This window comes from Flintibacter sp. SJQ-8 (assembly GCF_054108085.1).
Map to the genome: position 1 here is coordinate 52,443 of NZ_JBPJWR010000007.1, position 24,324 is coordinate 76,766.

26 protein-coding genes and 1 pseudogene are annotated in these 24,324 nt (G+C 57.1%); 12 read left to right on the forward strand and 15 right to left on the reverse strand.

Going from position 1 to position 24,324, the window contains the following annotated elements; all coding sequences use genetic code 11:
* Nucleotides 1–38 precede the first annotated feature (38 nt).
* Complete coding sequence (locus ACSAMP_RS04400; RefSeq protein ID WP_441795771.1) at nt 39–1,235, reverse strand: acetate/propionate family kinase; 1,197 nt, start codon at nt 1,233–1,235, stop codon at nt 39–41.
* A gap of 175 nt (nt 1,236–1,410) precedes the next feature.
* Here ACSAMP_RS04400 and ACSAMP_RS04405 point away from each other — a divergent pair, with 175 nt between their 5' ends.
* From ACSAMP_RS04405 to ACSAMP_RS04440, 8 genes and pseudogenes are all read left to right on the forward strand, one after another.
* Nucleotides 1,411–2,631, forward strand: a complete 1,221-nt coding sequence (locus tag ACSAMP_RS04405; RefSeq protein WP_457799656.1) for a tRNA(Met) cytidine acetate ligase — start codon at nt 1,411–1,413, stop codon at nt 2,629–2,631.
* On the forward strand, nt 2,628–3,755 hold the full coding sequence (locus ACSAMP_RS04410) for a DUF3810 domain-containing protein (protein ID WP_457799657.1): 1,128 nt from the start codon (nt 2,628–2,630) through the stop codon (nt 3,753–3,755). Before ACSAMP_RS04405 ends, ACSAMP_RS04410 begins: the two co-directional genes overlap by 4 nt.
* Before the next feature lie 84 nt (nt 3,756–3,839).
* Nucleotides 3,840–6,208: pseudogene (locus ACSAMP_RS04415) on the forward strand (endonuclease MutS2).
* A gap of 220 nt (nt 6,209–6,428) precedes the next feature.
* Nucleotides 6,429–6,692, forward strand: coding sequence for an HPr family phosphocarrier protein (locus tag ACSAMP_RS04420; RefSeq protein WP_441795767.1), 264 nt, complete (start codon nt 6,429–6,431; stop codon nt 6,690–6,692).
* A gap of 92 nt (nt 6,693–6,784) precedes the next feature.
* On the forward strand, nt 6,785–8,605 hold the full coding sequence (gene uvrC / locus ACSAMP_RS04425; protein ID WP_457799658.1) for an excinuclease ABC subunit UvrC: 1,821 nt from the start codon (nt 6,785–6,787) through the stop codon (nt 8,603–8,605).
* Between the two features lie 24 nt (nt 8,606–8,629).
* On the forward strand, nt 8,630–9,187 hold the full coding sequence (gene rsmD, locus ACSAMP_RS04430) for a 16S rRNA (guanine(966)-N(2))-methyltransferase RsmD (RefSeq protein ID WP_457799659.1): 558 nt from the start codon (nt 8,630–8,632) through the stop codon (nt 9,185–9,187).
* Entirely contained in the window at nt 9,184–9,690 is a 507-nt protein-coding gene (coaD, locus tag ACSAMP_RS04435) for a pantetheine-phosphate adenylyltransferase (protein WP_147562314.1), read from the forward strand. Before rsmD ends, coaD begins: the two co-directional genes overlap by 4 nt.
* A gap of 2 nt (nt 9,691–9,692) precedes the next feature.
* Nucleotides 9,693–10,223 (forward strand): hypothetical protein, encoded by a 531-nt coding sequence (locus ACSAMP_RS04440; RefSeq protein ID WP_441795763.1) that lies wholly within the window; start codon nt 9,693–9,695, stop codon nt 10,221–10,223.
* An 80-nt stretch (nt 10,224–10,303) separates the two neighbouring features.
* On the opposite strand, the gene ACSAMP_RS04445 is transcribed toward ACSAMP_RS04440, so the two are convergent.
* Entirely contained in the window at nt 10,304–11,644 is a 1,341-nt protein-coding gene (locus ACSAMP_RS04445) for an Ig-like domain-containing protein (RefSeq protein ID WP_457799660.1), read from the reverse strand.
* Between the two features lie 407 nt (nt 11,645–12,051).
* Between ACSAMP_RS04445 and ACSAMP_RS04450 the strand changes: the two genes are divergently transcribed.
* Both ACSAMP_RS04450 and ACSAMP_RS04455 read left to right on the forward strand, forming a co-directional pair.
* Nucleotides 12,052–13,062 (forward strand): tyrosine recombinase XerC, encoded by a 1,011-nt coding sequence (locus ACSAMP_RS04450; protein ID WP_457799661.1) that lies wholly within the window; start codon nt 12,052–12,054, stop codon nt 13,060–13,062.
* A gap of 2 nt (nt 13,063–13,064) precedes the next feature.
* Nucleotides 13,065–13,433, forward strand: coding sequence for an SdpI family protein (locus tag ACSAMP_RS04455; RefSeq protein ID WP_457799662.1), 369 nt, complete (start codon nt 13,065–13,067; stop codon nt 13,431–13,433).
* A 275-nt stretch (nt 13,434–13,708) separates the two neighbouring features.
* On the opposite strand, the gene ACSAMP_RS04460 is transcribed toward ACSAMP_RS04455, so the two are convergent.
* The 11 genes from ACSAMP_RS04460 to tnpA form a co-directional block, all read right to left on the reverse strand.
* A complete protein-coding gene (locus ACSAMP_RS04460) occupies nt 13,709–14,104 on the reverse strand; it encodes a hypothetical protein (RefSeq protein WP_457799663.1) in 396 nt (131 codons plus the stop codon).
* Between the two features lie 24 nt (nt 14,105–14,128).
* Nucleotides 14,129–14,494, reverse strand: coding sequence for a hypothetical protein (locus tag ACSAMP_RS04465; RefSeq protein WP_457799664.1), 366 nt, complete (start codon nt 14,492–14,494; stop codon nt 14,129–14,131).
* A 142-nt stretch (nt 14,495–14,636) separates the two neighbouring features.
* Entirely contained in the window at nt 14,637–15,932 is a 1,296-nt protein-coding gene (locus ACSAMP_RS04470) for a tyrosine-type recombinase/integrase (RefSeq protein ID WP_457799665.1), read from the reverse strand.
* Nucleotides 15,933–16,041: 109 nt separating this feature from the next.
* Nucleotides 16,042–16,254 carry a helix-turn-helix domain-containing protein gene (locus ACSAMP_RS04475; protein ID WP_021750123.1) on the reverse strand — a complete coding sequence of 71 codons (213 nt, stop codon included), beginning with the start codon at nt 16,252–16,254 and terminating at the stop codon, nt 16,042–16,044.
* Between the two features lie 466 nt (nt 16,255–16,720).
* Complete coding sequence (locus ACSAMP_RS04480; protein ID WP_457799666.1) at nt 16,721–16,975, reverse strand: helix-turn-helix domain-containing protein; 255 nt, start codon at nt 16,973–16,975, stop codon at nt 16,721–16,723.
* Nucleotides 16,956–17,396, reverse strand: coding sequence for a sigma-70 family RNA polymerase sigma factor (locus ACSAMP_RS04485; protein ID WP_457799667.1), 441 nt, complete (start codon nt 17,394–17,396; stop codon nt 16,956–16,958). The genes ACSAMP_RS04480 and ACSAMP_RS04485 overlap by 20 nt, the downstream gene beginning before the upstream one ends.
* Before the next feature lie 292 nt (nt 17,397–17,688).
* Complete coding sequence (locus ACSAMP_RS04490; RefSeq protein ID WP_457799668.1) at nt 17,689–18,321, reverse strand: IS66 family transposase; 633 nt, start codon at nt 18,319–18,321, stop codon at nt 17,689–17,691.
* The gene (locus ACSAMP_RS04495; RefSeq protein ID WP_457799669.1) at nt 18,212–19,003 is read right to left on the reverse strand and encodes an IS66 family transposase; all 792 of its coding nucleotides are present in this window, start codon (nt 19,001–19,003) and stop codon (nt 18,212–18,214) included. Before ACSAMP_RS04495 ends, ACSAMP_RS04490 begins: the two co-directional genes overlap by 110 nt.
* The gene (locus ACSAMP_RS04500) at nt 18,973–19,188 is read right to left on the reverse strand and encodes an IS66 family transposase (RefSeq protein ID WP_457799670.1); all 216 of its coding nucleotides are present in this window, start codon (nt 19,186–19,188) and stop codon (nt 18,973–18,975) included. The genes ACSAMP_RS04495 and ACSAMP_RS04500 overlap by 31 nt, the downstream gene beginning before the upstream one ends.
* Before the next feature lie 189 nt (nt 19,189–19,377).
* A complete protein-coding gene (tnpB, locus tag ACSAMP_RS04505; RefSeq protein ID WP_457799671.1) occupies nt 19,378–19,731 on the reverse strand; it encodes an IS66 family insertion sequence element accessory protein TnpB in 354 nt (117 codons plus the stop codon).
* Nucleotides 19,728–20,045 (reverse strand): IS66 family insertion sequence element accessory protein TnpA, encoded by a 318-nt coding sequence (tnpA, locus tag ACSAMP_RS04510; protein WP_457799672.1) that lies wholly within the window; start codon nt 20,043–20,045, stop codon nt 19,728–19,730. The genes tnpB and tnpA overlap by 4 nt, the downstream gene beginning before the upstream one ends.
* 50 nt (nt 20,046–20,095) lie before the next feature.
* Between tnpA and ACSAMP_RS04515 the strand changes: the two genes are divergently transcribed.
* Nucleotides 20,096–20,482 (forward strand): hypothetical protein, encoded by a 387-nt coding sequence (locus tag ACSAMP_RS04515; protein WP_457799673.1) that lies wholly within the window; start codon nt 20,096–20,098, stop codon nt 20,480–20,482.
* A 159-nt stretch (nt 20,483–20,641) separates the two neighbouring features.
* Here the strand turns inward: ACSAMP_RS04515 and ACSAMP_RS04520 are convergent, their stop codons facing one another.
* Nucleotides 20,642–21,718: an ethanolamine utilization protein EutH gene (locus ACSAMP_RS04520; protein ID WP_457799674.1), complete on the reverse strand. Its 1,077-nt coding sequence runs from the start codon at nt 21,716–21,718 to the stop codon at nt 20,642–20,644.
* A gap of 142 nt (nt 21,719–21,860) precedes the next feature.
* On the opposite strand from ACSAMP_RS04520, the gene ACSAMP_RS04525 reads away from it, so the two are divergent.
* Entirely contained in the window at nt 21,861–22,961 is a 1,101-nt protein-coding gene (locus ACSAMP_RS04525) for an ROK family transcriptional regulator (RefSeq protein ID WP_457799675.1), read from the forward strand.
* A gap of 188 nt (nt 22,962–23,149) precedes the next feature.
* On the opposite strand, the gene ACSAMP_RS04530 is transcribed toward ACSAMP_RS04525, so the two are convergent.
* A complete protein-coding gene (locus ACSAMP_RS04530) occupies nt 23,150–24,274 on the reverse strand; it encodes a tyramine oxidase subunit B (RefSeq protein ID WP_457799676.1) in 1,125 nt (374 codons plus the stop codon).
* Nucleotides 24,275–24,324: the final 50 nt, after the last annotated feature.

The following is a 24,324-nucleotide window of genomic DNA, read 5'->3' on the forward strand; positions in this document are numbered from 1 at the left end:
CTGGGCGGCCCTCTTGAGCTCTCTTATGGAAACAGCGCTCAGCCCTTGACGATGGCGGCGGTGTCCATGGCGATCATCAGCTCCTCGTTGGTGGGGATGACCAGGACGCGGACCTTGGCGTCGTCGGTGGAGACGTCCATCTCCTTGCCGCGGACCTTGTCCTTCTCGGGGTCGATCTTGATGCCCATAAACTCCAGACCGGCGCAGGCGCTCTCGCGGGTCTCAGGGCCGTTCTCGCCCACACCGGCGGTGAAGATAACGGCATCCACGCCGCCCATGGCGGCAGCATAGGCGCCGATGTACTTCTTCACGGCATAGTCGAACACGCGCAGGGCCAGCTCGGCGCGCTTGTTGCCCTCGGCCTCGGCGTTCTCCAGGTCGCGGAAGTCGGAGGAGATGTGGGAGACGCCCTCCACACCGGACTTCTTGTTCAGCACGTTGAGCATCTCGTCGATGTTCATGCCGTGCTTGTTCATCAGATACTGGAGAATGCCGGCGTCCAGGTCGCCGGCGCGGGTGCCCATGGGCAGACCGGCCAGGGGAGTAAAGCCCATGGAGGTGTCCACACTCTTGCCGCCGTTGATGGCGGTGATGGAGGAGCCGTTACCCAGGTGGCAGGAGATGAGTTTCAGCTCCTCGATGGGCTTGCCCAGCATGGCGGCGGCCCGCTGCGCCACATACTTGTGGCTGGTGCCGTGGAAGCCATAGCGGCGGACCTTGTCCTGCTCGTAATACTCATAGGGCAGGGCGTAAGTATAGGCCACGGGGGGCATGGTCTGGTGGAAGGCGGTGTCGAACACGGCCACCATGGGGGTGTTGGGCATCAGCTTCTGGCAGGCGCGGATGCCGATGATGTTGGCGGGGTTGTGCAGGGGAGCCAGGGGGTTGCACTCCTCGATGGCGGCCATGACCTCGTCGGTGATGAGGACGGACTTGGCAAACTTCTCGCCGCCGTGGACCACGCGGTGACCCACCGCATCGATCTCGGCCATGGAGCCGATGACGCCGTTGTCCTTGTCCACCAGGGCGTTCAGCACGGTCTGGATGGCTTCGGAGTGGGTGGGCATGGCCACGTCGGCGGCCTTGACGGCAGTCTTGCCGGTGGGCTTATAGGTAAACTTGCCGTCGATGCCGATGCGCTCACACAGGCCCTTGGCCAGGATCTCCTGGGTATCGGGGTTGAGCAGCTGATACTTCAGGGAAGAGCTGCCGGCGTTGATGACCAGTACGTTCATAGAAGTCGATCTCCTTCATAACAGAAATTTTATTGTTTTCGTTGCCTTGCGCCGAAAATGGCGTTACAATAAAAAAAGCCTAATTATTGTACCTCTTTTTTTCGTAAAATACAACGGCTATCTTGCTTAAAAAATGAAGAAAATTGACTGACAGTAACTTGTAGGAGGAGCGCCCTTGAATATCGCCGGGATCACAGCGGAATATAACCCCTTTCATACGGGGCACGCCTATCAGATATCCGCCCTGAAAGCACAGCTGGGGCCGGACACCTCTGTGGTGGCGGTGATGAGCGGCAGCTGGGTCCAGCAGGGGCGGCCCGCCGTGACGGACAAGTGGACCCGGGCCAGGATGGCCCTGAACGGCGGGGCGGACCTGATCTTAGAACTGCCCACGGTGTGGGCGGCGGCCTCGGCGGAGTCCTTCGCCCGGGGGGCGGTGGAGCTGCTGTGCCGGTGCGGGGTGATAGATACCCTGTGCTTTGGCAGCGAGACGGGGGAGCTGGCCCCCCTGCTGGCGGCGGCGGAGTGTTTGGACAGCCCGGACTACCCGGAACAGCTGCGGAAGGCCCTGGAGGGGGGCGCGTCCTTTGCCGCTGCCCGTCAGGCCGCAGTGGAAGCCCTCATCGGTCCGTCGGGGGCCGCCCTGGCCAGCCCAAACAACAATTTGGGAGTGGAGTATCTCCGCGCCCTGCGCTCACTGCACAGCAATATCAAGCCCGTCACCATCCGCCGGGAGGGGGCGGCCCACAACAGCTTGGACCGGACGGGGGAGGGCTTCCGCTCCGCCACCCAGCTGCGGCAGCACCTGGCCCGGGGGGAGTGGGAGGCCGTCCGGCCCTATGTCCCCGCCGGGAATCTGGATATTTTACAGTCTGCCCCTCTGGCCGATCCAAGACTGGGGGAACGGGCGGTGCTGGCCTGCCTGCGGAAGATGACAGCGGAGGACTGGGCCAAGCTGCCCGACGCCGGAGCCGGGGAGGGCCTGCCCCAGCGTTTGGAGCGGGCGGGGCGGCAGTGCCGGAGCCTGGACGACTTCTTCACCCAGGCCAAGACCCGGCGGTATGCCATGGCCCGGCTGCGGCGGATGGCCCTGTGGGCCTTTCTGGGCCTGACGGCGGCGGACGTCCCCGCTGAGCCGCCCTATCTCCGGGTGCTGGGCTTCAACGCCCGGGGCCGGGAAGTTTTAAAACGGATGAAAACAACGGCCCAGCTGCCCATCCTCACCAAGCCAGCCCACGCCCGGGAACTGGACGGCCCGGGGCGGCGGCTGTTTGAGCTGGAGGCCCGGTGTACCGACCTGTACGGCCTGTTCCTGCCCCAGCTGCCCCCACCGGGGCAGGAGTGGACCCGTGGGCCGGTGATGGACATAGACTTAAGCGGGAGGAGCCCTTTGTGAACGACATATTTTACGAGCGAAAAAGCGGGAACACCGTCCGCTCCCTCTGGCGGTGGGCGGGGGCGCTGTGCATCCCCGCGGCCCTGAGCGTGCTGTTTCAGCTGCTACACAGCAAGCGGGCCGTGATGAATTTCTGGGTGTTCCACGTGATGGGTCCGGGGGAGCGGCTGCTGGGGCGGCTGTGGTCACTCGTCCCGTTTTCCGTGATGGAGTGGTCTATTGCCCTGTTTCTGGCGGGGAACCTGGTGTGGCTGGTCCGGGCCGTGGTGGGCCTCATTCGCCGCCGGGGACTGGGGCAATTCTTCCGGCGGCTGCTGGCTCTGGCTGCGGCCTGGCTGTGGCTGTGGTGCGCCTTTTGCTGGATGTGGCGGGCGGCCTATTACGCCGACACCTTCGCCCAGCGCAGCGGTCTTTCCGACCAGGCCTGCTCGGTGGAGGAGCTGGCCGCCGTGACCTATTACTTCGCCCAGAACGCCGCTAAGCTGGCCGACCAGGTCCCCCGGGACGAAGAGGGCCACTTCGCCGCGGACCGGGAAACTGTGTTTGCGACCGGCCCGGATATCTATGAAAACCTGACAAGGGAATTCCCTTGCCTGGCCGTGAAGTCCGTAAGGGCCAAGCCCATTTTCTTCTCCCGGCTCCAGAGCCGCCTGGGCTTTACCGGGATGTACTTCCCCTTCACCGGGGAGGCCAACGTGAACGTGGACGCCCCGGCCTGTCTCATCCCGGCCACTGTGGCCCACGAGATGGCCCACCAGCGCATGGTCTCCTCCGAGCTGGAGGCCAACTTTGTGGGCATCGCCGCCTGCGTCACCGGGGAGGACGTGACCTATCAGTATTCCGGCTATCTCATGGGGCTGCTCCAGCTGTGCAACGCCCTGTATGAAGTCTCTCCCCAGACCTGGACGGCCATCGCCCAGAGCACGTTCACGGCGGAGCTGTCCCAGGACTGGCAGGACAACAACCAATATTGGGCGGCCATGCGCTCCCCGGTGGAGGACCGGGCGGAGCAGGTGTACGACTCCTTTTTAAAGGGCAACGGCCAGAGCCTGGGTATCCGGTCTTACGGGGCCTGCGTGGACCTGCTGGTGACCTATTTCGGCCCGGCGGCGGGAGTCAATTGACCGCCCCCTTGCAAAATGGCATGATTTGTGGGACAATAGGCAAAGATAAATCATCCGGCATCGCCGGGTACAGGAGTTTCATCTATGAGCGAATTATCAGAAAAATCCATTCAGATCCTTGAACTGCCCCAGGTGCTGACCATGCTGGCGGGTTGCGCCGTGACGGAGGAGGGCAAGGAGAAATCCCTTACACTCCGCCCCATGACGGATATGGACGACATCCAGCGGGCCCAGGACGAGACGTCCGCCGCCGTGAAGATGCTGATACTGCGGGGCAGCCCCGGCTTCTCCGGGGTAAAGCCCGTGGCGGCCTCCCTCCAGCGGGCGGACATGGGGGCAGCCTGTCCACCCGGGAGCTCACCGACGTGGCCACCGTGCTGCGGGCGGCCCGCACCGCCGGGGACTATGGCGCCAGCCAGGAGAAGAGCCCCATCTCCCACCTGTTCCAGGCGCTCACCCCCAACCGCTTTTTGGAGGACCGCATCACCAACTCCATCCTGGGGGAGGACGAGATCGCCGACTCCGCCAGCCCGGAGCTGGCCTCTATCCGCCGCCACATGCGGGCGTCTGAGGCCAAGGTCCGGGACATTTTGCAGCGGCTCATCTCCTCCAACCAGTCCAAGTATTTACAGGAGTCCATCATCACCATCCGGTCTGACCGCTATGTGGTACCCGTAAAGTCCGAGCACAAGAACGCCATTCCCGGCCTGGTCCACGACGTGTCCTCCTCCGGATCCACCTTCTTTATCGAGCCTATGGGCGTGGTGAAGGCCAACAACGAGCTGCGGGAGCTGGCCGCCAAGGAGAAGAAGGAGATCGAGCGCATCCTGGCCGAGCTGTCAGCCGACTGCGCCGCTCACAAAGAGGACATTCTGGAGGACTATCAGCTCATCGTCTGGCTGGACACCATCTTCGCCCGGGCCCAGCTGTCGCTGAAGCTGGAGTGCAGCGAACCCAAGCTGTCTGACAAGTTCCTGCGCCTGCGCCGGGCAAGGCACCCCCTTATTGACAAGAAGAAGGCCGTGCCCAACGACCTGGAGCTGGGGGACCGGTTCGACACCCTGGTCATCACCGGCCCCAACACCGGCGGCAAGACGGTGACCCTGAAGACCATCGGTCTCATCACCCTGATGGCCCAGTGCGGCCTGCACATCCCCGCCGGGTCTGACTCCACAGTGCGGGTGTTCCGCCGGGTGCTGGCCGACATCGGCGACGAGCAGTCCATCGCCCAGTCCCTGTCCACCTTCTCCTCCCACATGGTCAACATCGTGGGCATTTTAAAGGAGGCGGACGACGAGAGCCTGATCCTCTTCGACGAGCTGGGGGCGGGCACCGACCCGGTGGAGGGCGCCGCCCTGGCCGCTGCCGTCATCGAATCGGTGCGGGGCATGGGCGCCCAGGTGTGCGCCACCACCCACTATGCCGAACTGAAGGTATACGCCATGACCACCCCCGGGGTGGAGAACGCCTCCTGCGAGTTCAACGTGGACACCCTGGCCCCCACCTATCGCCTGGTGCTGGGCATCCCGGGCAAGTCCAACGCCTTTGCCATCTCCCGCCGCCTGGGGCTGCCGGAGTATATCATCGACAAGGCCGCCGCCCGGCTGGACGCGGAGAATGTGCGCTTTGAGGATGTGCTCACCCGCCTGGACCAGCAGCGCCAGGAGATGGAGAAGGAGCGCGCCGAGGCCCGCCGCCTGAAACTGGAGATGGAGCAGTCCGCCGCCAAGGCCCGGGAATACCGGAAGAAGCTGGAGGAGGAGCGCTCCAAGGTGGTGGAGAAGGCCCAGGCCGAGGCCCGGGGCATCATCGAGGAGGCCCGTGCCGCCAGCGACCTGGCCCTGTCCCAGCTGAAGGAGATGCAAAAGCGCCAGGACCGCCTGGACTGGCAGCAGGTGAACGACAGCCGGGCGGAGGCCCGCCGGATGCTAAACGAGGCAGAGCGGAACCTGGGCGGCTCCGCCCCCCAGACCGAGGCCCCGCCGCCCACCCGTCCCGCCGTGGCGGGGGACACGGTGGAGCTGGTGTCCATGGGGACAAAGGCCACGGTGCTGTCGGTGAACAAGGACGGCTCGTTGCAGCTGCAGGCGGGCATTCTGAAGATCTCCGCCAAGCAGGAGGAGGTCCGGGTGGTGGAAGGGGAGACCCGCACCCAGCGGGAGGCCCGCAAGATCGTGGCCCGGGCCCAGCACACCCTGCGCACCGCCGCCGTCCCCAGCCAGATCGACCTGCGGGGCATGATGACCGACGAGGCCATCTCCGTCCTGGAGCGCTTTTTGGACACGGCCATGATGGGCAAGCTGGAGACGGTGACCATCATCCACGGTAAGGGCACCGGCGCGGTGCGCAAGGCCGTGCGCACCTATCTCAAGCGCAGCCGCTATATCAAATCCTTCCGCCCCGGCCGCTATGGCGAGGGGGAGGACGGCGTGACCGTGGCCGAGCTGCGGTGAGCGTTTTCCCGGGAAATGGAGCGGAAAATTCCCGGCCAAATTGTTAAATTTTTTAGAAAACGGGATTGATTTTATTTTACTTTGCGCAAAACGACAGATTTTGCTTCCCGTTTCTGGTGAAAACCATGCGATATTTGTGAAAATTGTCATTGACGGCAACGGTCTAAATCTGGTATGCTAAAGCTACACAAACCAAAACGACGAGGCGGAGGTACAGCTTATGTATAGTCAGGAAGCAGTCGTGAATAATCAGGTCGGTCTGCACGCCAGACCCGCTACCTATTTCATTCAGAAGGCCAACGAGTTCAAAAGCTCCATCTGGGTGGAGAAGGACGAGCGGAAGGTCAACGCCAAGAGCCTGCTGGGCGTGTTGTCCCTGGGTATCGTGAAGGGCACCCCCATTAAGCTGATCGCGGACGGCCCCGACGAGAAGGAAGCGGTCGAGGCTCTGTATAAGATGATCTCTTCCGACTTCTCTGAGTAAGCCAAATTGTCAAGGAAAAAGGCGCCGCGCTGCGGCGCCTTTTTTGACGTGTCCGGAAGGAAAAACGTCCGCGGGAGAGGGGAGAGACGGCCATGACCTTTGACGAACTGAAAGAAAAAGCCCACAGTCTGCCCTTAAAGCCGGGCGTATATATCATGCAGGACGCCAAGAACACCGTGATCTATGTGGGCAAGGCCAAGGCCCTGAAAAACCGGGTGTCCCAGTATTTTCAGGACTCCGCCGCCCACACGGAGAAGACCCGGGCCATGGTCAGCCAGATCGACCACTTCGACGTCATCATCGCCGACAGCGAGTTCGAGGCCCTGGTGCTGGAGTGCGCCCTCATCAAGCGGCACCAGCCCCGGTATAACATCCTGCTCAAGGACGACAAGGGCTATCCCTATATCCGCCTGTCCAACGAGGCCTACCCCCGCTTCTCCCTGGCCGGCAAGGTGGCGGAGGACGGGGCCCGGTATTTCGGTCCCTACGCCAGTCGGAAAAACACCCAGGCCATCATCGACGCCCTGCGCACCGCCCTGCGCCTGCCCTCCTGCCGGAAGAAGTTCCCCCGGGATATAGGCAAGGAGCGGCCCTGTCTCAACTTCCACATGAACAAGTGCGACGGCTATTGCCGGGGGGACGAATTAAAGCCCGCCCACGATCAGGCCATCGCCCAGGCCGTCTCTCTGCTGGAGGGGCGGTTTAAAGAGGTCCAGGCCGACCTGACGGCGGAGATGGAGCAGGCGGCGGAGGAGCTGCGCTTTGAGCACGCGGCGGAGATTCGGGACCGGCTGCGGGCCATCGAGCTTTTGAGCAAGCGGCAGAAGGTGGTGGCCGGTTCCCTGGCCGACACCGACGTCACCGGCTATTTCCGGGGCACGGCCAAAAGCTGCTTTGTGGTGCTACACTATATGGAGGGAGAGTTGGCGGCCAAGGACTTTGAGCTCTTCGAGTCCCCCATGGAGGAGGACCCCGCCGCCGCCCTGTCCGCCCTGGTCCGGGCCTATTACGTGGGCCGGGACCGGCTGCCCAAGCAGATATTATTGCCCTGGGAGCTGCCCGACCAGGTGCCCCTGACCCGGATGCTGTCAGAGCAGATCGGGCGGCGGGTGGAGCTGGTCAGCCCCCAGCGGGGGGCCAAGACCGACCTCATCCACCTGGCCAATGAAAACGCCAAGGAAGAGGTGGTCCGGGCCACCACCCGGGAGGAGCGGCAGAACAAGCTGCTGGAGGTGCTGGCCAGGATGCTCAGTCTGGCCGAGCCGCCAAAGCGGATGGAGTCCTACGACATCTCCAACACCGGGGCCAGCGACATCGTGGCCTCTATGGTGGTCTATGTGGACGGGCGGCCCAAAAAGAGCGACTACCGCCGGTTCAAGCTGAAGAACATGACCGGGCCGGACGACTACGCCTCTATGGAGCAGGTGCTCACCCGGCGGTTCCGGCGATATCTGGACGGGGACGAGAAGTTTTCGGACAAGCCCGACCTGCTGCTCATCGACGGCGGACAGGAGCACGTGAAGGTGGCCGCCCGGGTGCTGGAGACCCTGAACCTGTCCATCCCCGCCTTCGGTATGGTGAAGGATGACCGGCACCGCACCCGCGCCCTGGTCCACCCGGACGGGCGGGAGATCGGCATCCAGGCCATCCCGGCGGTGTTCGCCCTGGTGGGGCAGATCCAGGAGGAGACCCACCGCTTTGCCATCGAATATCACCGCCAGCTCCAGGCGGGCCACATGCGCACCTCCGCCCTGGACGACATCCCGGGGGTGGGGGAGAAGCGCCGCGCCCAGCTGCTGCGGCAGTTCAAGAGCATCAAGACCATCCGGGCCGCGTCATTGGAGGAACTCCAGAAGACGCTGCCCAAAAACGCGGCCCAGGCCGTGTATCAGCACTTTCGTACCAACAAATAACGCAGAATAAAGTGAGGAGAGCATATGCGCATCATTTCCGGCTCTGCCCGGGGCAGACGGTTAAAAGAACTCCAGGGCATGGACACCCGTCCCACCACCGACAAGGTGAAGGAGGCCCTGTTCAACATCATCCAGTTCGACATCGAGGGGCGGCAGGTGCTGGACCTGTTCGGCGGCACCGGCCAGCTTGGCTTGGAGGCTCTGTCCCGTGGCGCGGAGCGCTGCACCTTCACCGACCAGCGGCGGGAGGCCGCCGCCCTCATTCGGGAGAACATCAAGGCCTGCGGCTTTCAGGACCAGACCCATGTGGTCCAGGGAGACGCCATCTCCTTCCTGTCTGGCTGCCGGGAGAAATTCGACCTGATCTTTCTGGACCCGCCCTATCAGAGCGACCTACTGGACCGGGCGCTGGAGGCCATCGCAAGGTTTGACATTCTCCGGGAACATGGTATAATAGTATGCGAATCTGCGGCGGAACGGACCATTCCCCAACTGGAAGCCCCCTATGAGCGGGGCCGGGAGTATCGATACGGCAAGATCAAATTGACACTGTTCCACCGGGCGGGGAGAGAACGCCAATGAGTATTGCCATCTATCCGGGCAGCTTTGACCCGGTGACTCTGGGCCACCTGAACATCATCAAGCGGGCCAGCGCCTGCTTTGACAAGCTGATCGTCTGTGTGATGGTCAACTCTAAAAAGCACGGCATGTTCACCCCGGAGGAGCGGGTGGAGCTGCTGCGCCGGTCCACGGCCCGGTTTCAGAATGTAGAAGTAGACTTCTCCAACGAGCTGCTGGCCGCCTATGCCAAGCGCCGCCGCGCCCACGTGGTGGTAAAGGGCCTGCGGGCGGTGTCTGACTTTGAGCAGGAGGTACAGATGGCGGTAATCAACCGCAAGCTGAACCCCCGCCTGGAGACCATGTTTCTGGCCTCCAGCGAGAAGTACACCTATCTCAGCTCTACCATCGTCAAGGAGATGGCCCGCTATGGAGCTGACCTGGCGGACTTTGTCCCCCGGGAGATCGTAGACGCGGTGAACCAGCGGATGCGGGAATTGGAAGGAACCGAAGGAAAGGAAGGATAACCATGGCAAGCGGTGTGGAAGAGCTGCTGGACATGTTATTTGAAATGATTGACGAGGCGAAGAACGCCCCGCTGTCCAGCGATAAATGTGTGATCGAGCGCGACCGGGCTCTGGACCTGATCGACGACATTCGCAGCCAGTTCCCCATGGAGCTGGGCGAGGCCAGAAAGGTCATGGCCAGCCGGGCGGAGACCTTGGCGGCGGCCAAGCGAGAGGCGGACACCATCCGCAAGGCGGCGGAGGACAAGGCCCGCCAGCTGCTGGAGGAGAACACCATCTCCCTCCAGGCCCGTCAGCGGGCCAACGAGCTGATGCAGCAGGTGGAGGAGCGCAGCCGGGAACTGAAGCGCTCCGCCAACGAATACTGCGAGGACGCCCTGCGCCGCACCGAAGAGGCAGTGGCCGAGGCCTATGACGAGATCAAAAAGTCCCGCGCCCGCTTCCGCGCCCTGTCCGGCGTGGGCGGAGCCGCCCCTGCCGCCGGTCCCGCCGGTGGACGGCCCATGTACGACGCCGCGGCAGACGAGGACTGACCATATCCACGGCTTTACGACATTCAAAGCAGCCCCGAAGCAAGACGCGCTCCGGGGCTGCTTTTGCTGTCTATGAGAGATCACCAGGGGAGCCAGCTGCCGCTGTCCTGCTCCGCCAGCACGTCCAGAGCGCCGTCCAGCAGCTCCGCCGCCTCGCCCCGGGTGAGGGGAGCAAACAGGGTCTGGGGGTCGGCGTCCACGGCGGGGAGCACCCCGCAGGCGGTCAAGTTAGCGGCGGACTGGGCCGCCCAGTGCTCCGCGTCAGAGGAGAAGGTCTCCACCGGGGCGTCGGCCACGTCCAGCAGGCGGTCTAAGATCACGGTGGCCTCCGCCATGGTGACAGCCGCCCCCGCCTGGAACACCGGCGCGCCGGAGGCGTCCCGCTCGCCCTGGATCGCCCCGGCTTTCAAGGCGGCGGACACGGAACCCTTGGCCCAGGTGGGGATGGCCTGATCGTCGGCAAAGCCGGTGAGGGAGACCTGGTCCAGAGGCTCCAGCCCCACGGCGGCCATGGCCATGGTGAGGAACTGGGCCCGGCTCACCGTGGCGTCAGGCTGGAAGAAGTAGCGGTCACCCACCTGCTGCCCCACATAGACGCCGGTCTCCGCCAGACGCAGGGCCGCCTTGTGGGCGGGGTCCCCGTCCATGTCGGCGTAGCGGACTTTGGTGCCGGGTTTTTCGATGCGCAGGGTCACGGTGGCGGGTTCAGAGGCGTTGCCCGCCTGGTCCAGGGCCACATAGGTGAAGGAGTCCCGGCCCGTCTTGTTCTCATAGGGGGTATAGACGAACTGGCCGGAGCCGTCCTCCGCCAGCGTCACGCCGCCCCGTGCGGGGGAGTCGGAGATCTGAAAGGTGAGGGGGTCGCCCTCCGGGTCCGCCGCGTCGAAATAGCCGGTGATGGCCACGTTTTTATAGGTGGACAGGTCCATGTTCCGGGCCTCCGGGGCGCGGTTGGCCTGGGTCAGCAGATACAGGGTGACGGTGACCGGGTCCTGGTCAGACGGGCCGGAGCCGGAGAAAGTGGGGGAGAAGGTGAAATTCACCGTGGTCTCGGTGGGGGCCTGGGCCGACTGGAACCGCAGCCCGCCCAGGGCGCTGCGCTCCACTGTCGCGCCCTCCTCCAGAGGCTGGCCGCCCATGGTCAGCACGCCGGAGCCGGAATCGGGCAGGCTGAGGATGGTGATGCTGTCCAGCACGGCCTGGCTGCCCGACTGGACCACAAAGTCCTCCGGCTCAAAGACGATGACACTGCCGATGAGGCCGTTTTTGGAGAAATCCTCCATTTTCGGCCCGTCGGCCTTTTTGTTCCAGAAGAAACCGGAGACGGGGGTGCTGACAGGCCACAGCAGGGCCAGCGTCAGCAGCAGCGCCAACGCCCGGCCCGAAGCCCTGAGGGACCCGGGGAAAAGGGGACGTTTCATGGAAGGGGACCTCCTTAAAATGAGATGTCATTAGTTTGGAGGTCCGGGGCCTGGATTATGCGGCGAAACCAGGACGGAGCCAAAATCAGCGCAGGATCGGACCCAGAAAACGGACCACAGCAGCTCCGACAGAAACATCCCATCGCCGAAGGAGAAAAACAAATACTGATCCCGTGAAGCAACCCCAACAGGAACGCCGAGGCTGACCGTGCGCTAAAGCGCAGCGGCGTCAGCTTAAGCGCAGAGATTCGCGCACACAGTTCACCGTGGATTTTTTCCCTGGGCTGTGTTATACTGAACTGACCGGCCAAGGGCCGGAGGGGGGGCCTGCGGGGCCCTTAAAGAGACATTGTGTAAGGTCAACAAAATAAAGATTTTGTTGACCTGAGTGGAGGCTAAAACGCGAAATGGACTATCGAACCGAGGCTCCACCCCTGATCCGGGACTTTTTGAGCTATCACGCCACTGTCCAGGGTCACTCCAAACAAACGGTGGATGAATACTATTTAGATTTACGCAGTTTTGTTCGTTACTTAAAACGCGCACGGGACAAATCACTCCAGTCCGTTCCCATGGACCACATCTCCATTGATGATGTAACGCTGGACCTGGTTGGCTCTGTGACACTCAGCGACGTGTACGCTTATATGGATTTTCTTAACCGTGACCGTGGCTTAAACGCCGCGTCCCGGGCTCGGAAAGTTGCCACCATCCGTTCCTTTTATAAATACCTCACCAACAAGGCCAAGCTGCTGACCAAAAACCCGGTCCAGGACCTGGACTCGCCCCGGCAGAAAAAATCCCTGCCCAAATACCTCAGTCTGGACGAGAGCATCGACCTGCTGGAGTCTGTGGACGGCAAAAACGCCACCCGGGACTTCTGCATCCTCACCCTGTTTTTAAACTGCGGCCTGCGGATCTCTGAGCTGGTGAACCTGAATGTAACGGATGTTCGAGACAACCAGCTGCGGGTGCTGGGCAAGGGCAATAAAGAGCGCATCCTGTTCCTGAACGACGCCTGCGTCAAAGCCATTCAGGACTGGATGACAGATCGGAACGCCCTGACCCTCATCGACCAGAACGCCCTGTTCGTCACCCTGCAAAACCGGCGGCGCATCTCGGTGGCGGCGGTCCACAAGCTGGTGAAAAAGCACCTGGCAGATGCGGGGCTGGACAGCACCCAGTATTCCGCCCACAAGCTGCGCCACACGGCGGCCACCCTGATGCTGCAAAACGGCGTGGACGTGCGTACATTGCAGGAAGTTCTGGGCCACGACCACCTGAACACCACCCAGATCTACACCCACGTGGACAACGATGATCTCCGGGCCGCCGCCCGGGCCAATCCCCTGGCAGGTGTCAAAAAACGCCGAAAAGTTTTGGACTCAGGGGAAAACAACGATAATAGAAAAGAGTGAAAATGATGTGGTTTCAAGTGATTTTGACCATGCTCACCCCCGTGGCCATGCTGGTGGTGGGCCTGCGCTGGCGGAAGCATCCGCCCCGTCGGGAAGGTAACGGGCTGGCCTACCGCACCGCCCTGTCGGAGCAAAACGAGGATACCTGGCGCTTTGCCCACGCCCACCTGTCCAAACTGTGGGTCCGGCTGGGCCTGGCCCTGGCGGTGGTGTCCGCCGGGGCGGCGTATTTTGGCCGGAGCCTGCTGGGGACGCTGTTTCTGTGGCTCATCGGGGGGCAGATGATCTTTCTGTGCCTGTCCGCCTTTCTGGTGGACGGCCTGCTGAAGGCCAACTTCAACGAGGACGGGAGCCCGGCGAAAAAGCAGTGAGCCTCTCCCCTTCTCCATCGTGCTTCTATATGAAAACGGACTGCCGTTTTTATGCAGGGACTTCGTAAAACATATTCTAATCTGATAACAGAAAACCCAGGACTGCTAGCTGAATCAGCTGTGCAGTTCTGGGTTTTCTGCTGTTCGTAAGAGCAAGAATCATCCCGTGGCCAAAAATTTTCAATTCTTGAAAATTTTCTGCCTCTTGGGGACTGCTTCTTGTTGGGGCGTGCCTGCCCCAAACACTGCTAGGAACGAGTACGACAACCTGGAAATTATTTAATTCTTTGTGTACCTAATTGTAATTGTTCAACTGCTATTTTTGCTTTATTGTCATCTTCCTTTTGAAGATTTTCTATTTCCGAACTCCGAATAGTCAAAATGATATCGTCCCCCACCTGTAAATCATCAAGTGTTATACCTACAACATCTTGTGTATCATAATTACAATAAATCATAGGAATTTTGGAACAATCAATAAGACAATCATCCCCTAAAACACCTTCTTCTCCGCTATCTTTTGTGGTTATGATTTTATTTTCTTTATCAATTTCTGTTATTATCGCATTGACACCTAAAGTAAGTGGTTCGTTTGTTTGTTGTCCAGAACACGCAACTAAAGTAAACACACAAATAAATATACATAATGCCATTATCATTTTTTTCATCATAAGTTCCTCCAAATTCTAATTTGTCTATGTGCTTGGAACTACTTTCACGCTCTCAATTCGTTCATGTTTGTCATAATCAACGACAAGCTGGAATTGATCCGACAGGACCCAAATATCTTCCTCTGCAGTCTCCACGCTCTCGGTTGGATTTCCCCATTTTTTATACAGGCTCTTTTTTCTAAATCCGTCTACTCCGCTTATCATCAACTCATCCGTTGCCCAGTCCGCACCCTTGTTCTCTGCAAAGGTCAGTATGTGCTGAAGCTCAGGCATATGGTCTGTCTGCCATCTGATCACCTGAGCGTTCTGCCAAAGGTTTATTCCGCAAGCTAAGGCTATTGCAAGAATAATACCAGCCGCGATCCAAAGCAGCTTCTTCACATCTTTCATATCAACCTCTCCCGCAAATTCCGATTTGTAAATCATTTTTCTCAAAAGTGCTGAAATTGCTTGCTTTTCAAGGCGTCTGGATGTTTCTCTGCTCTCAATTTCCCTTGTTTTTTCCCTTGTCAGGAAAGAACAAGGGAAAGTCTTATTGCACCTTGTCCAGCAGTTTTGCGGCGTCTCGCTTGGCTTCCTTACTGGCGTGTGCGTAAATATTCATTGTGGTCGTCACATCCGAATGACCAAGAATCTCCTGCACGTCCTTCGGCGCTGCGCCGTAGGACAACAGATTGCTGGTGAAGGTGTGACGAAGCTGGTGGAAATGAAAGCTCTCCATACCGTCCACTCTTTTCTTCGCTGTCTGGTACATATTGGAAACCGTTGCCGGAGACTCATACCTGCCATCCTGCCGCACACAGACAAAGCTGATCGCCTGATAACCCTCTGGAGGATGCTCCGAAACCGGCAGGCTGTAAACCTCATAGTAGGTGCGGTTCTTTTCTTCAATGCTCAAGTAGTAATTCTGGCTGTATAGCGGCCCGCAGGCAAGGCGGTCAAGCATCTGCGCCTTCTTTGCCTCTTTCAAAATCTCCGCCAGTGTGTTGCAGAAATCCACTGAGCGGATCTTTTTGCGCTTCGTGGTGCCAATCTCCGTCCTGTGCCGCGCTGAGTTGTAGCGGATGCTGCGTCTCACCATCAGCCGCTGCTCCTTCAAATCAATGTCCTGCCAGGTCAGGCTGCAAGCCTCGCCAATGCGAAGTCCGGTGTAGTACGCGATCTGGATGGGCAGAAGGGCGGGATTTTTCTTTTTGGACAGCATCTCATTCAGTTCAAGAAACTGTTCGTAGGAGATCGTCGGGATAATGGGAACATCCTCCTCCGCACCGTCCTCCGAAAACAGGTCGTAGTCCTCCGTCCTCTTGCGGTACACGATATACTGCATGGGATTGAAGGAGAGATACTGCTTTGGGAACACTGCGAAGCGGAACGCACCTTGCAGCACAGCGGAGTATTGCCGCATGGAGCCGCTGCTCAGCGCTTTCCTCACCGTGCCGTCCGGCCATTCACCGCCGAGGCTCAACAGGTCCAGATAGCTTTGCAGATAATCCGGTGTGATCTTCTTCAGCTTACGGTCGGCGATGGGGTGCTTCTTGATGCGTCTGGCTGTGTCGATGTAGGCGGCCACCGTGCCGTTGCTCAGAGAACCGGGCTTCAGTTCCTCCTCAATCCACTTGTCCAGCAGCCCTGCAAGGGTCAGATTTTCAGATTTTGCTACGAATTGCTTTTCCTCATAATCTGCCATGGCCTTGCGGAGCATGGCTTCCGTTTCGCTCTTGCTCTCAGAACCGGGAAACTCCCTCTGGACGCTGTTGCCGCTGGCATCCTCTACATAGAACCGATAGTACCACTTCTTCCCCTTTTTTCTTACAGAACCTTTTGCCATAGTGCTTCTCCTCTCATAGCGGCAAACGGAGCTGTTATGATGTGTTGTCTGCTATTATAGCAGACCGCACACAAACCGGCAAATAAAAAGCTCCATGTTGCACTGTCCTTCATCTGACCGCGCGGACCTGTTCCCGCACCAGAAGATCTGCACCCTGGTTGGCTTCCATGAACTTATGAATAACGTCTATGCGGATGATGTATCTGCGCCCGATCCGCAGTACGGGAATCTTCTCCCATTCCACGAGCTTCCGCATGGTGTTTCTGCCAATGCCTGTATAGTCGGCGGCTTCTTCTATCGTTAAGCCGATTTTATCTGTCATGGGGATACCTCCCAAAATAGTAAAAGTTATAAGTTGTTATTATCACGCTATAAATAGTGGCAAGAACGGACGGCGGCTGGCAGCCGCCCACGGGAATCTCACCCCGGCCCATGCTGATGGGTGCGCCGCGCAATGCTTTGAGGGCGTTCAACGCGGGAGTATCATTATCCCAAACTCGGAGTCATGGCCGCCGTGCTGCCACGCACGGTTGCAGACCGGCTTGCTCGCTCGCCTGTCCAGTTATCTGGATGGGTCTTGGCGCACCGCCTGCCGGCTCGTCCGGCTCGAAACGTTATCCGTTTGCCTATGCAGCGCAAAGCGCATTGTCAAGGTGCATATATCAGGCTGTGTATCAGCCGGGAAAGGCTCTTATCCATTGAGATAAGAGCCTTTCCTCGCAGATGCACGGAGATGCCGCCGCAGAAGCGTGGAAAGGGGCAAACACATTCCTGCGCGGCAGATGTATTCACACGGTTCGGATCACCTTGAATTCAAGGATTTTGGTGATCAGCTTCGTCCGCATCCTGCATAGCTTTTCCTCATCAATGCAAAGATGCTCAACGCCGTTCTCATCATAGAGCCGCCTTGTCGCCAGAGCCGCCATATAGCGTTCGTAGTGCCGCAGCACGGCATTGATCGCATCCACATCTCCGGAAGATGCTGCTTCAATGGTGGAAAAAGGAAGCAGGGATACATTCGCATTACCCGGTTTGTTCGCCACTGCTATCAACCTCCATTTCCTTCTTTAATTCCTTAAGAGACTTTGCGCGTCTGCGCTGCACGGTGTATCGGACCATATCCAGCTTATCCGCAATCTCCTGATCGGTCATATCCAGAAAATACGCAAGCAGAATAATATCCCGCTTTTTCTCAGACAGCTTCACAAGGGCATTGGCAAGGATTTCGCTGCGGATAGGGATGGTATAACCCTGCACCTGGAAGCAGAACCGCTCGCATGGGTACTCGTCCAGTACGCCAAACTGTCCCTCCTGACTTTCTGACAACCACGAAAGGGAAGTCTCATGCTTGGAACGCCATGCGATGTGATTGTCATAATCGATGGTCTCTCCGCGCAGCACCATCCTGCATAGCCTGTCGAATTCATGCCGAACGGTTTCCTTCTGGGACGGCGTCAGCTCCATGAGTTTTTGCACCTCCTTCCCGAACCGCGGGAGGCGGTGTATTTTCCCCTTTGCTTATATCCCGATTGGGAGGGGCGGTTTTGCGCACTTTTCGGCAAAAAAATTCAAAAAAATTTTCCAACGACATAAAAAGTCGCTGGAAAGCAGAAATCAGGCAGAAAACTACCGCCCCTATACCGCACCGAAAGCCGACGGTATATGAGCAAAAGAGCGCAAAGGACAGCGCAGAGGTGATTCCCTTTTCGTAAGCGCTTAATAACCGTACGGGATAAAAGACAGCCGAGGGATCTCGTTAGAGATCCCTCGGTGCATTGATGTTTGTTTTCAGCTCCGTGCAGGCAGCCTGCATGGTCTTGGACCATGGGAGAAACTGCATCAGATTCTCCTGGCTCGGAGTCTTGCCCAAATAGGGCAGTTCTGTCAAAAGCAGTTTCAGATAACGATACGGTTCCAGTCCGTTCGCCTTGGCAGTCTCTACCACTGTGTAAACAATGGCACTGGCGTCTGCCCCCTTCGGCGTATCACAGAACAGCCAGTTTTTTCGCCCTACGGTGAACGGGCGGATCGCATTCTCTGCGTAATTGTTGGAAATATCTACCTCGCCATGCTCCAGAAAGGAATTCAGGTATTCCTTCTGATTCTTGGCGTAGGTCACGGCTTCCGCCAGCTTGCTGCCCAGTGTGGGCTCCAGCGTATTTACCCACCACCAATAAGCCTCAAGCAGAGGCTCCGCCTCCACCTGACGCGCTGTCTTTCGCACCGAACTGCTCAAATGCGCATATTTTCGCTCTGCGGCGAAGAGCTTGCTGCAATAGTCATAGCCTACTGCTGCCTTGGAATTCTCCTTTGTCGCACCGGGCGGCATGGCTTCCCGCCATTTGCACCGCATATGCGCCCAACACCCGCATCTTGTAACGCCTTCCACCTGATTGTATCCGGCATAGCCATCTGTCACAAGACAGCCATGGAACCCCCTTCAGGAAGGCTGCTGCGTGCTTGCCGCTGCGGTTGGGCTGATACTCAAAGTACCGCACCGACTGACCGCTCCGCTCGCTGCCGGCATAGACCCACATCCGCGATTCTGAGACCGCTGCCTTTCCATCCTCCTTCAGGACCTGAACAACGGTCTCATCCGCATAAATGGTACTGCTGCCGAGCAATTCCTTCTTCAGCGTGCGGTATAGCGGCTTCAGCCAAGTCTGTGCCGCCCGAATGACCCAGTTGGCCATGGTGGCGCGGGACAGAGCAACTCCTTCGCGCGCCCAGATCTTTTCCTGGCGTGCCAGCGGCAGACCGTCCACATACTTCCGCACCATAATATCCGCTACTGTGCTGGCCGATGCCAGACTGTGCTTGAGCAGGAAGGGCGGCGTTACCGTGGTTACCAAATGGGCATACCCGGTCTTTTCCTCACAGGGCTTACAGGCATAGGTCACCGCATAATACTCCAAAAGACTGCACTGACGCGGAATGACCTCCAGACATCTGGATACCAGCTTTTTCCCGATCATGGCCATTTTACTGCCGCATACATCACAAATGAGTTCTTCCTCCGGCAGGGTGATAAGGATCTCCTTTACCGGAAGACCGGCAGCCAGCTCGTCCATCGTCCGCTTCGGCTTGCGGTATGTGCCGGCACGAGGATCGTTTCTTCCGTAGGCTCCGGCGCCTTTGGATCCTGCTCCGCTTCTGCTTCATTGAAAATACCGACCTGATTCGGCATGACATAGTCCTGCTTCTCGCTGGACGAACCGAAGCGGGCACGCTGCGCGTTGAGCAGGAGTTCATTCATTCGCTCGAGCTTCTGGCGCAGATCCCTGTTTTCCCTTTTTCAGTGCATCGTTCTCTGCCTGCAGCTGCGAAAAAGCGGCAGTGTTATTGGCTGCAGAAGGATTTGTTCTGCCCATTTAACACCACCGCCTTTTCTCTCATTTCTTGGCTATATTGTACCATGAAATGAGCTTAAAGCACAGCACTTTCTCTAAAATAGATCTTGTTTTTTACACTTTTGGATGGCCTTCGGCTGCTCCGGCTTCAGCCCCTCCATGAGCCACCGAAAGCTTCGCTTATCCAACAACCGAAGCTCCTGCTCCGATCTTGGCCACTGAAACGCACCATTGTTTAACCGCTTGTAGAGCAGTACATACCCATCCCCTGAGAAATACAGCGCTTTGATCCGGTCTGTCCGCCGCCCGCAAAACAGAAACAGGCTGTCCTCACACAGTGGCGCCCCGAATTGCTGTGACACGATGGCGGCAAGACCGTCTATGCCCCGGCGCATATCCGTATAGCCGCAAGCCACATAGTATTTCTCTACCCGACTCAGGTCTATCATGTTTGCTGCAGCGAACGCAGGACTGCGGCGACTGCATCGATGTCCACATGTCCCAGCAGTACCATGCTGGCTCCATGATACTCTATCCGCAGTTCATCCGGCTTCTCACGATCTTCTAACGCCACAAGCTGCGGGATCCCGTGTTCCACTGCGGACTCGCGCAGTTTTTTCAGCCAATAGTAATAGCTCTTTTCGCTGATCCCCTGCTGCGCACAGAATTCCCGATTATTTAAGGGGCTATCTTTGCACTGCTGCATAAGCTGCCGCCACTGTTCCACTCGGTATGCTTCTCGTACTTGCATGACTTCTGTCATCCCTTATTCCTCCCATTCTCTCGAAAAACTTACCGGAAGTTTTTCGACATATGCGAAGATTTTCGCACACCTTTCTCCTTTGTTCCAGCCGTGCCATTATTGAGCGCTTACGGAGCTTTTGGGTTGCTCTCGTTTTTGCTGCGGCTATTCTATTGCAAAAAATGCGGGTACCCGCAAAATTTTTCAATAAGCGGCACGGAAGCACGGTCGTAAAAAGAGACACCTGCCTGAACAATCTCATCAACAAGCAGCACAACAGCCTGAAGCTACTTGTGTTGGGCGGAAAATCCCGACTGTTTGCCAATCCACTCAGAGGCGTGCGGGCCAGCGCTGCAATCTACAACCAAATTGAAACGGCGAAGGAGAACACCTTAGATCCGTACCGATATCTGCTTCGGGTCCTGCGAAATGCACCAACTCTGAGCGAAACAAAGTAAGCGTAAAAGCAGACAGCGGCTGGACAGACATGAGATGATCCATCTGTACAAAGACGTGTTGAATGATTTCCCAATGTATTATCGAGGCATTGTGCTTTGGCAGATTCTTCATTATCAAGGCAAGCTTTCTCCTTCCACTGCACCATCTCTTTTCAGGATTCAGCTTTTCTTCTTGTTAACATGGATCGCCAAAAGCACCGCCGCACCGCCGCCCACCAACTTGGAAACAATCATCGGCATAAGCATAGTCTTGTCCACGCTGGCAATAAACCCCAAATGATCTCCGAAGACGCAGGAGGCACTTACTGCAAATGCCGATGCTACCGTAATGCCCGCCGGTGACATTTGATTGCACGAACCAAGTATTGGCATAATATTGGCAAAGCCTCCTATGATGCCTTGGGTCGCAACTTGATCAATTCCCATTAGGCTGCCCACCCTTTTTATGCTCTTTCCGAAAACACGGTTAACTATCTCAAGCATCGGATACGCCCCGCATAAAACAATCGCAACACTGCCAACCACGCGAATGCCATCAAGGACTGACGCAATTTCTGGAAGAATCACAACCGGTGTAAGCTCCTGAATAATGCCGATTGCAAAACCTATTGCCGCTATCGCCGTAAGTGCCCTGCCAAAAACATTGAACACGAAGATCGTCTGCTTTTGTGCCCGCCACAGGCCGACGGCGATGATAAGCGAAATCAAAAGTACGGGGAGTGCATTGTGCAGTAGCATCGCTAACGAGCAGTCCATGACTAGTCCACCCGCGAGCAGGCCGATGGGAACAGTGACAATTCCAAGAAGCACACCGATGGCAAAAGGAGGGAGGTTCTCCTTTTTTACCATGGTGATTCCTACAGGAATCGTAAATGAAATAACGCCACCAAGTGAGCAACTGAGAATGCAGCCCGCGAGTTGCCCTGCCTGCGGATCCTGTGCCATATTCAGCGCAAGCGAATAACCGCCCATATCACAGGCGAGAACTGTACCGGCAAACATCGCTGGATCGGCCTTCATCGCAGTAAAAAGAGGACCCACGACAGGACTGAGCAACTCACCAATCACAGGAGCAAGCAAAAACATCCCCACCATTGGTATACACATTGGCCCGATCGTATCGAGGGCCTCATCCAGCTTATTTCCAAGGCCGAACTGTGATCCGATGCACTTATCCAAAACAGCGACAACCATGAATACGACCATAAGGTTGATAATAATTTGATTCAAATCCACTGTACTCCACCTAAATTCCTCAAGAATTGTTTACCCAAAATACTCAAAGCAAAAATCTTTCCTTGCAGGATAGTAAAAATCCTGCTATTATCATAAATATTACATTTGATCTGACCAATCGTTGCCGCAGGGAGGTATTCCTATGGATATAACCGATATAAAAGGAGCAAATGTTCGAAAAATTCTTGATGCGCTCCGTTTTTCCTCAGGAATGGTAAAGCGTGAGATAGCCTCTGATACCGGTCTAAGCTTCTCAACCGTTTCAAATGTATGTAACGCTTTAGAAGATCTCCATATTCTCTACGAAACCAAGAGTGGTGATACCACTGTCGGACGTACCCCCGACAAATTTCATTTTAACAGTGGTGGGTATTGTTCTCTTTGTGTAGAGCGGCCGCAGGAGGATATTTTAAGAATATCCGCACTGGATTTTGCAAACAAGCTTTTGTTCCAGACAGAGCTTCCACTTACAGCAGATGACGATGCTATGTCCATATCCAATTATATCCAGCAGGTCTATGAAGATCTGGCCCATTCTCAGGGGTTTAGCGGTATTGTGTTTGTTGGTGTAGGGCTTTCCGTTTCCGGTGGGCAGGGGCATAAAAACAGGCAGCTCACCAATGGTCTTCATTCTAATTTTGATAATACCTCATTGGAAGAACTAATCCGCCAGCGTACGGGGTTGCCTTGCTACACAGAAAGCCAAGCAAATCTTTGCGTTGTTTCAGTAAGCCAGGCAGGTCATAATTCCGAAAATATCCTCTATCTTCATTCCTCGACTATCCTCAGCGTAGGCGTTATTTGCGAGGGAAACCTGTTGCGCGGCAGAAATGGGAACGCCGCGGATATCGCCCATATCCCGATCGGAGCCCCTGATAACGTTTGTCCCCGCTGCGGGGCGCATGGCTGCATTGAAAATGATCTCGCACAACGCGGCATGGATATATTTTGGGCTCCACAGCTTTCGGAAGATGAGCGCACTAGGCTATTAGAAGATCGTGGAAAAAAACTTGGTGAGCTGTTGTCTATTCTTATCAACCTGTTTGATCCCCAAACCGTCTATATCGGCGGCAGAGGCTTTGAAATTTATGAGCTGCTTGAGCCTTATGCGCTATCCGTCTTGAGGGTTCGGTCACCATCTGCATTCGATAATGGACTGCATATCGAGCACGACAGAAATAGCGCGGACACGGTACAGCGCGGGATAAACCAGCTTGTCTACAAAAATTGGAATCCGATGTGAAGCTCTTTCAGTTTCTACTGTTTTGATGCACTGACGCTGTGTCTTTTCCAAAGAAGACGCACAATGCTGCAACTATACAGAGTATTTCTTTTCTCATATAGACTTTTTCTCCACCGAAGAAGGGGGCTGCTTATCGCAGCCCCCTTCCCCCTTATCGCAGATCAAACATTGACCCACTCGATGCCGAATCAGTGCATATAAGGCTCGTCCCAGAGGTTCAGTTTAACACCAAGGCCCATTTCAACAGCCTTGTCATAGCACTGCTTGCCCCATGCAACATCATAGATAGGCAGACCGCCCTGGCCGAAGATAACGATCTGATCGTCGCTCGTGCGCCCCGGGCGATGTCCGTTGACAATCTCACCCAAATTACACAGCTGATCGCGCTTCATAGTTCCCTCCTTGATCCAGTCGAGATAATAAGCGCCGATCAGCTCGATAGAATCATGCCACGGATAGGTCAATTCCTCAGACCACGCCTCGTACATTCCCCAATTATCAACAACACGCAGAATATCGTCGCGGAGAACAAACTCTTGATCCATTACGATCCCGGCAGGAAGTGATACATAGGCTCCCTTCTTAATCCACTCTCCGTTAATATATGGTAGAGATTTTCCGGAGGTTGCCGAGTTAACAACATCCGAGCCGCGGACGCATTCCTCGCAGGTAGCAACTGCATACGCCTTTTTGATCTGTGGATAGGTTTCAAGTATCCACTTGGCAAGCTTTTCGGCATTCTCGGGAAACACGTCAAAAATCTTGACCTCATCAAGCTCCTTGCACGCTTCTACAAGGGACATGAAGCAGCTACGATTGATCGGGCCGGAACCAATCAAACCGCAAACCTTTGCATCCTTACGGGCAAGATAGCGTGCGCCGACGCCCGGAACCGCGCCCGTACGCATACCACTGATCTGGTTGCCAGACATGAGTGCAAGCGGTGCACCGGTATCGGGGTCGTTGAGCATGACCATCAGAATGGAACGCGGAAGGCCCTTCGCCTTGTTCGCAATATTGGAGCCATACCATTTCTCACCAGCAACGTTAAAGCGTCCGCCAACATAGGCTACCATCGCCATGAAGCGGCGGTCAGGACCCTCAATCGGCATATTGGGGAACGGGGATGTTTTGGGGAACACGATCTTAACGCCGTGCGAGTCATGATTTTTGCCGCCCATGACATAGTCGCCCTGCCCGAGCAGATGATAGCACTCCTCTACAATATCCATGCAAGCAGGCATATCACAAACGCCAGCCTTAAGCATTGAGGGTTCATCAAGGTATAAGAAGTCAACTTTCGGATAGCTCATAGTCATTTTCCTTTCATTATCATAATTTATCCAACAGCTTCCGCTGAATA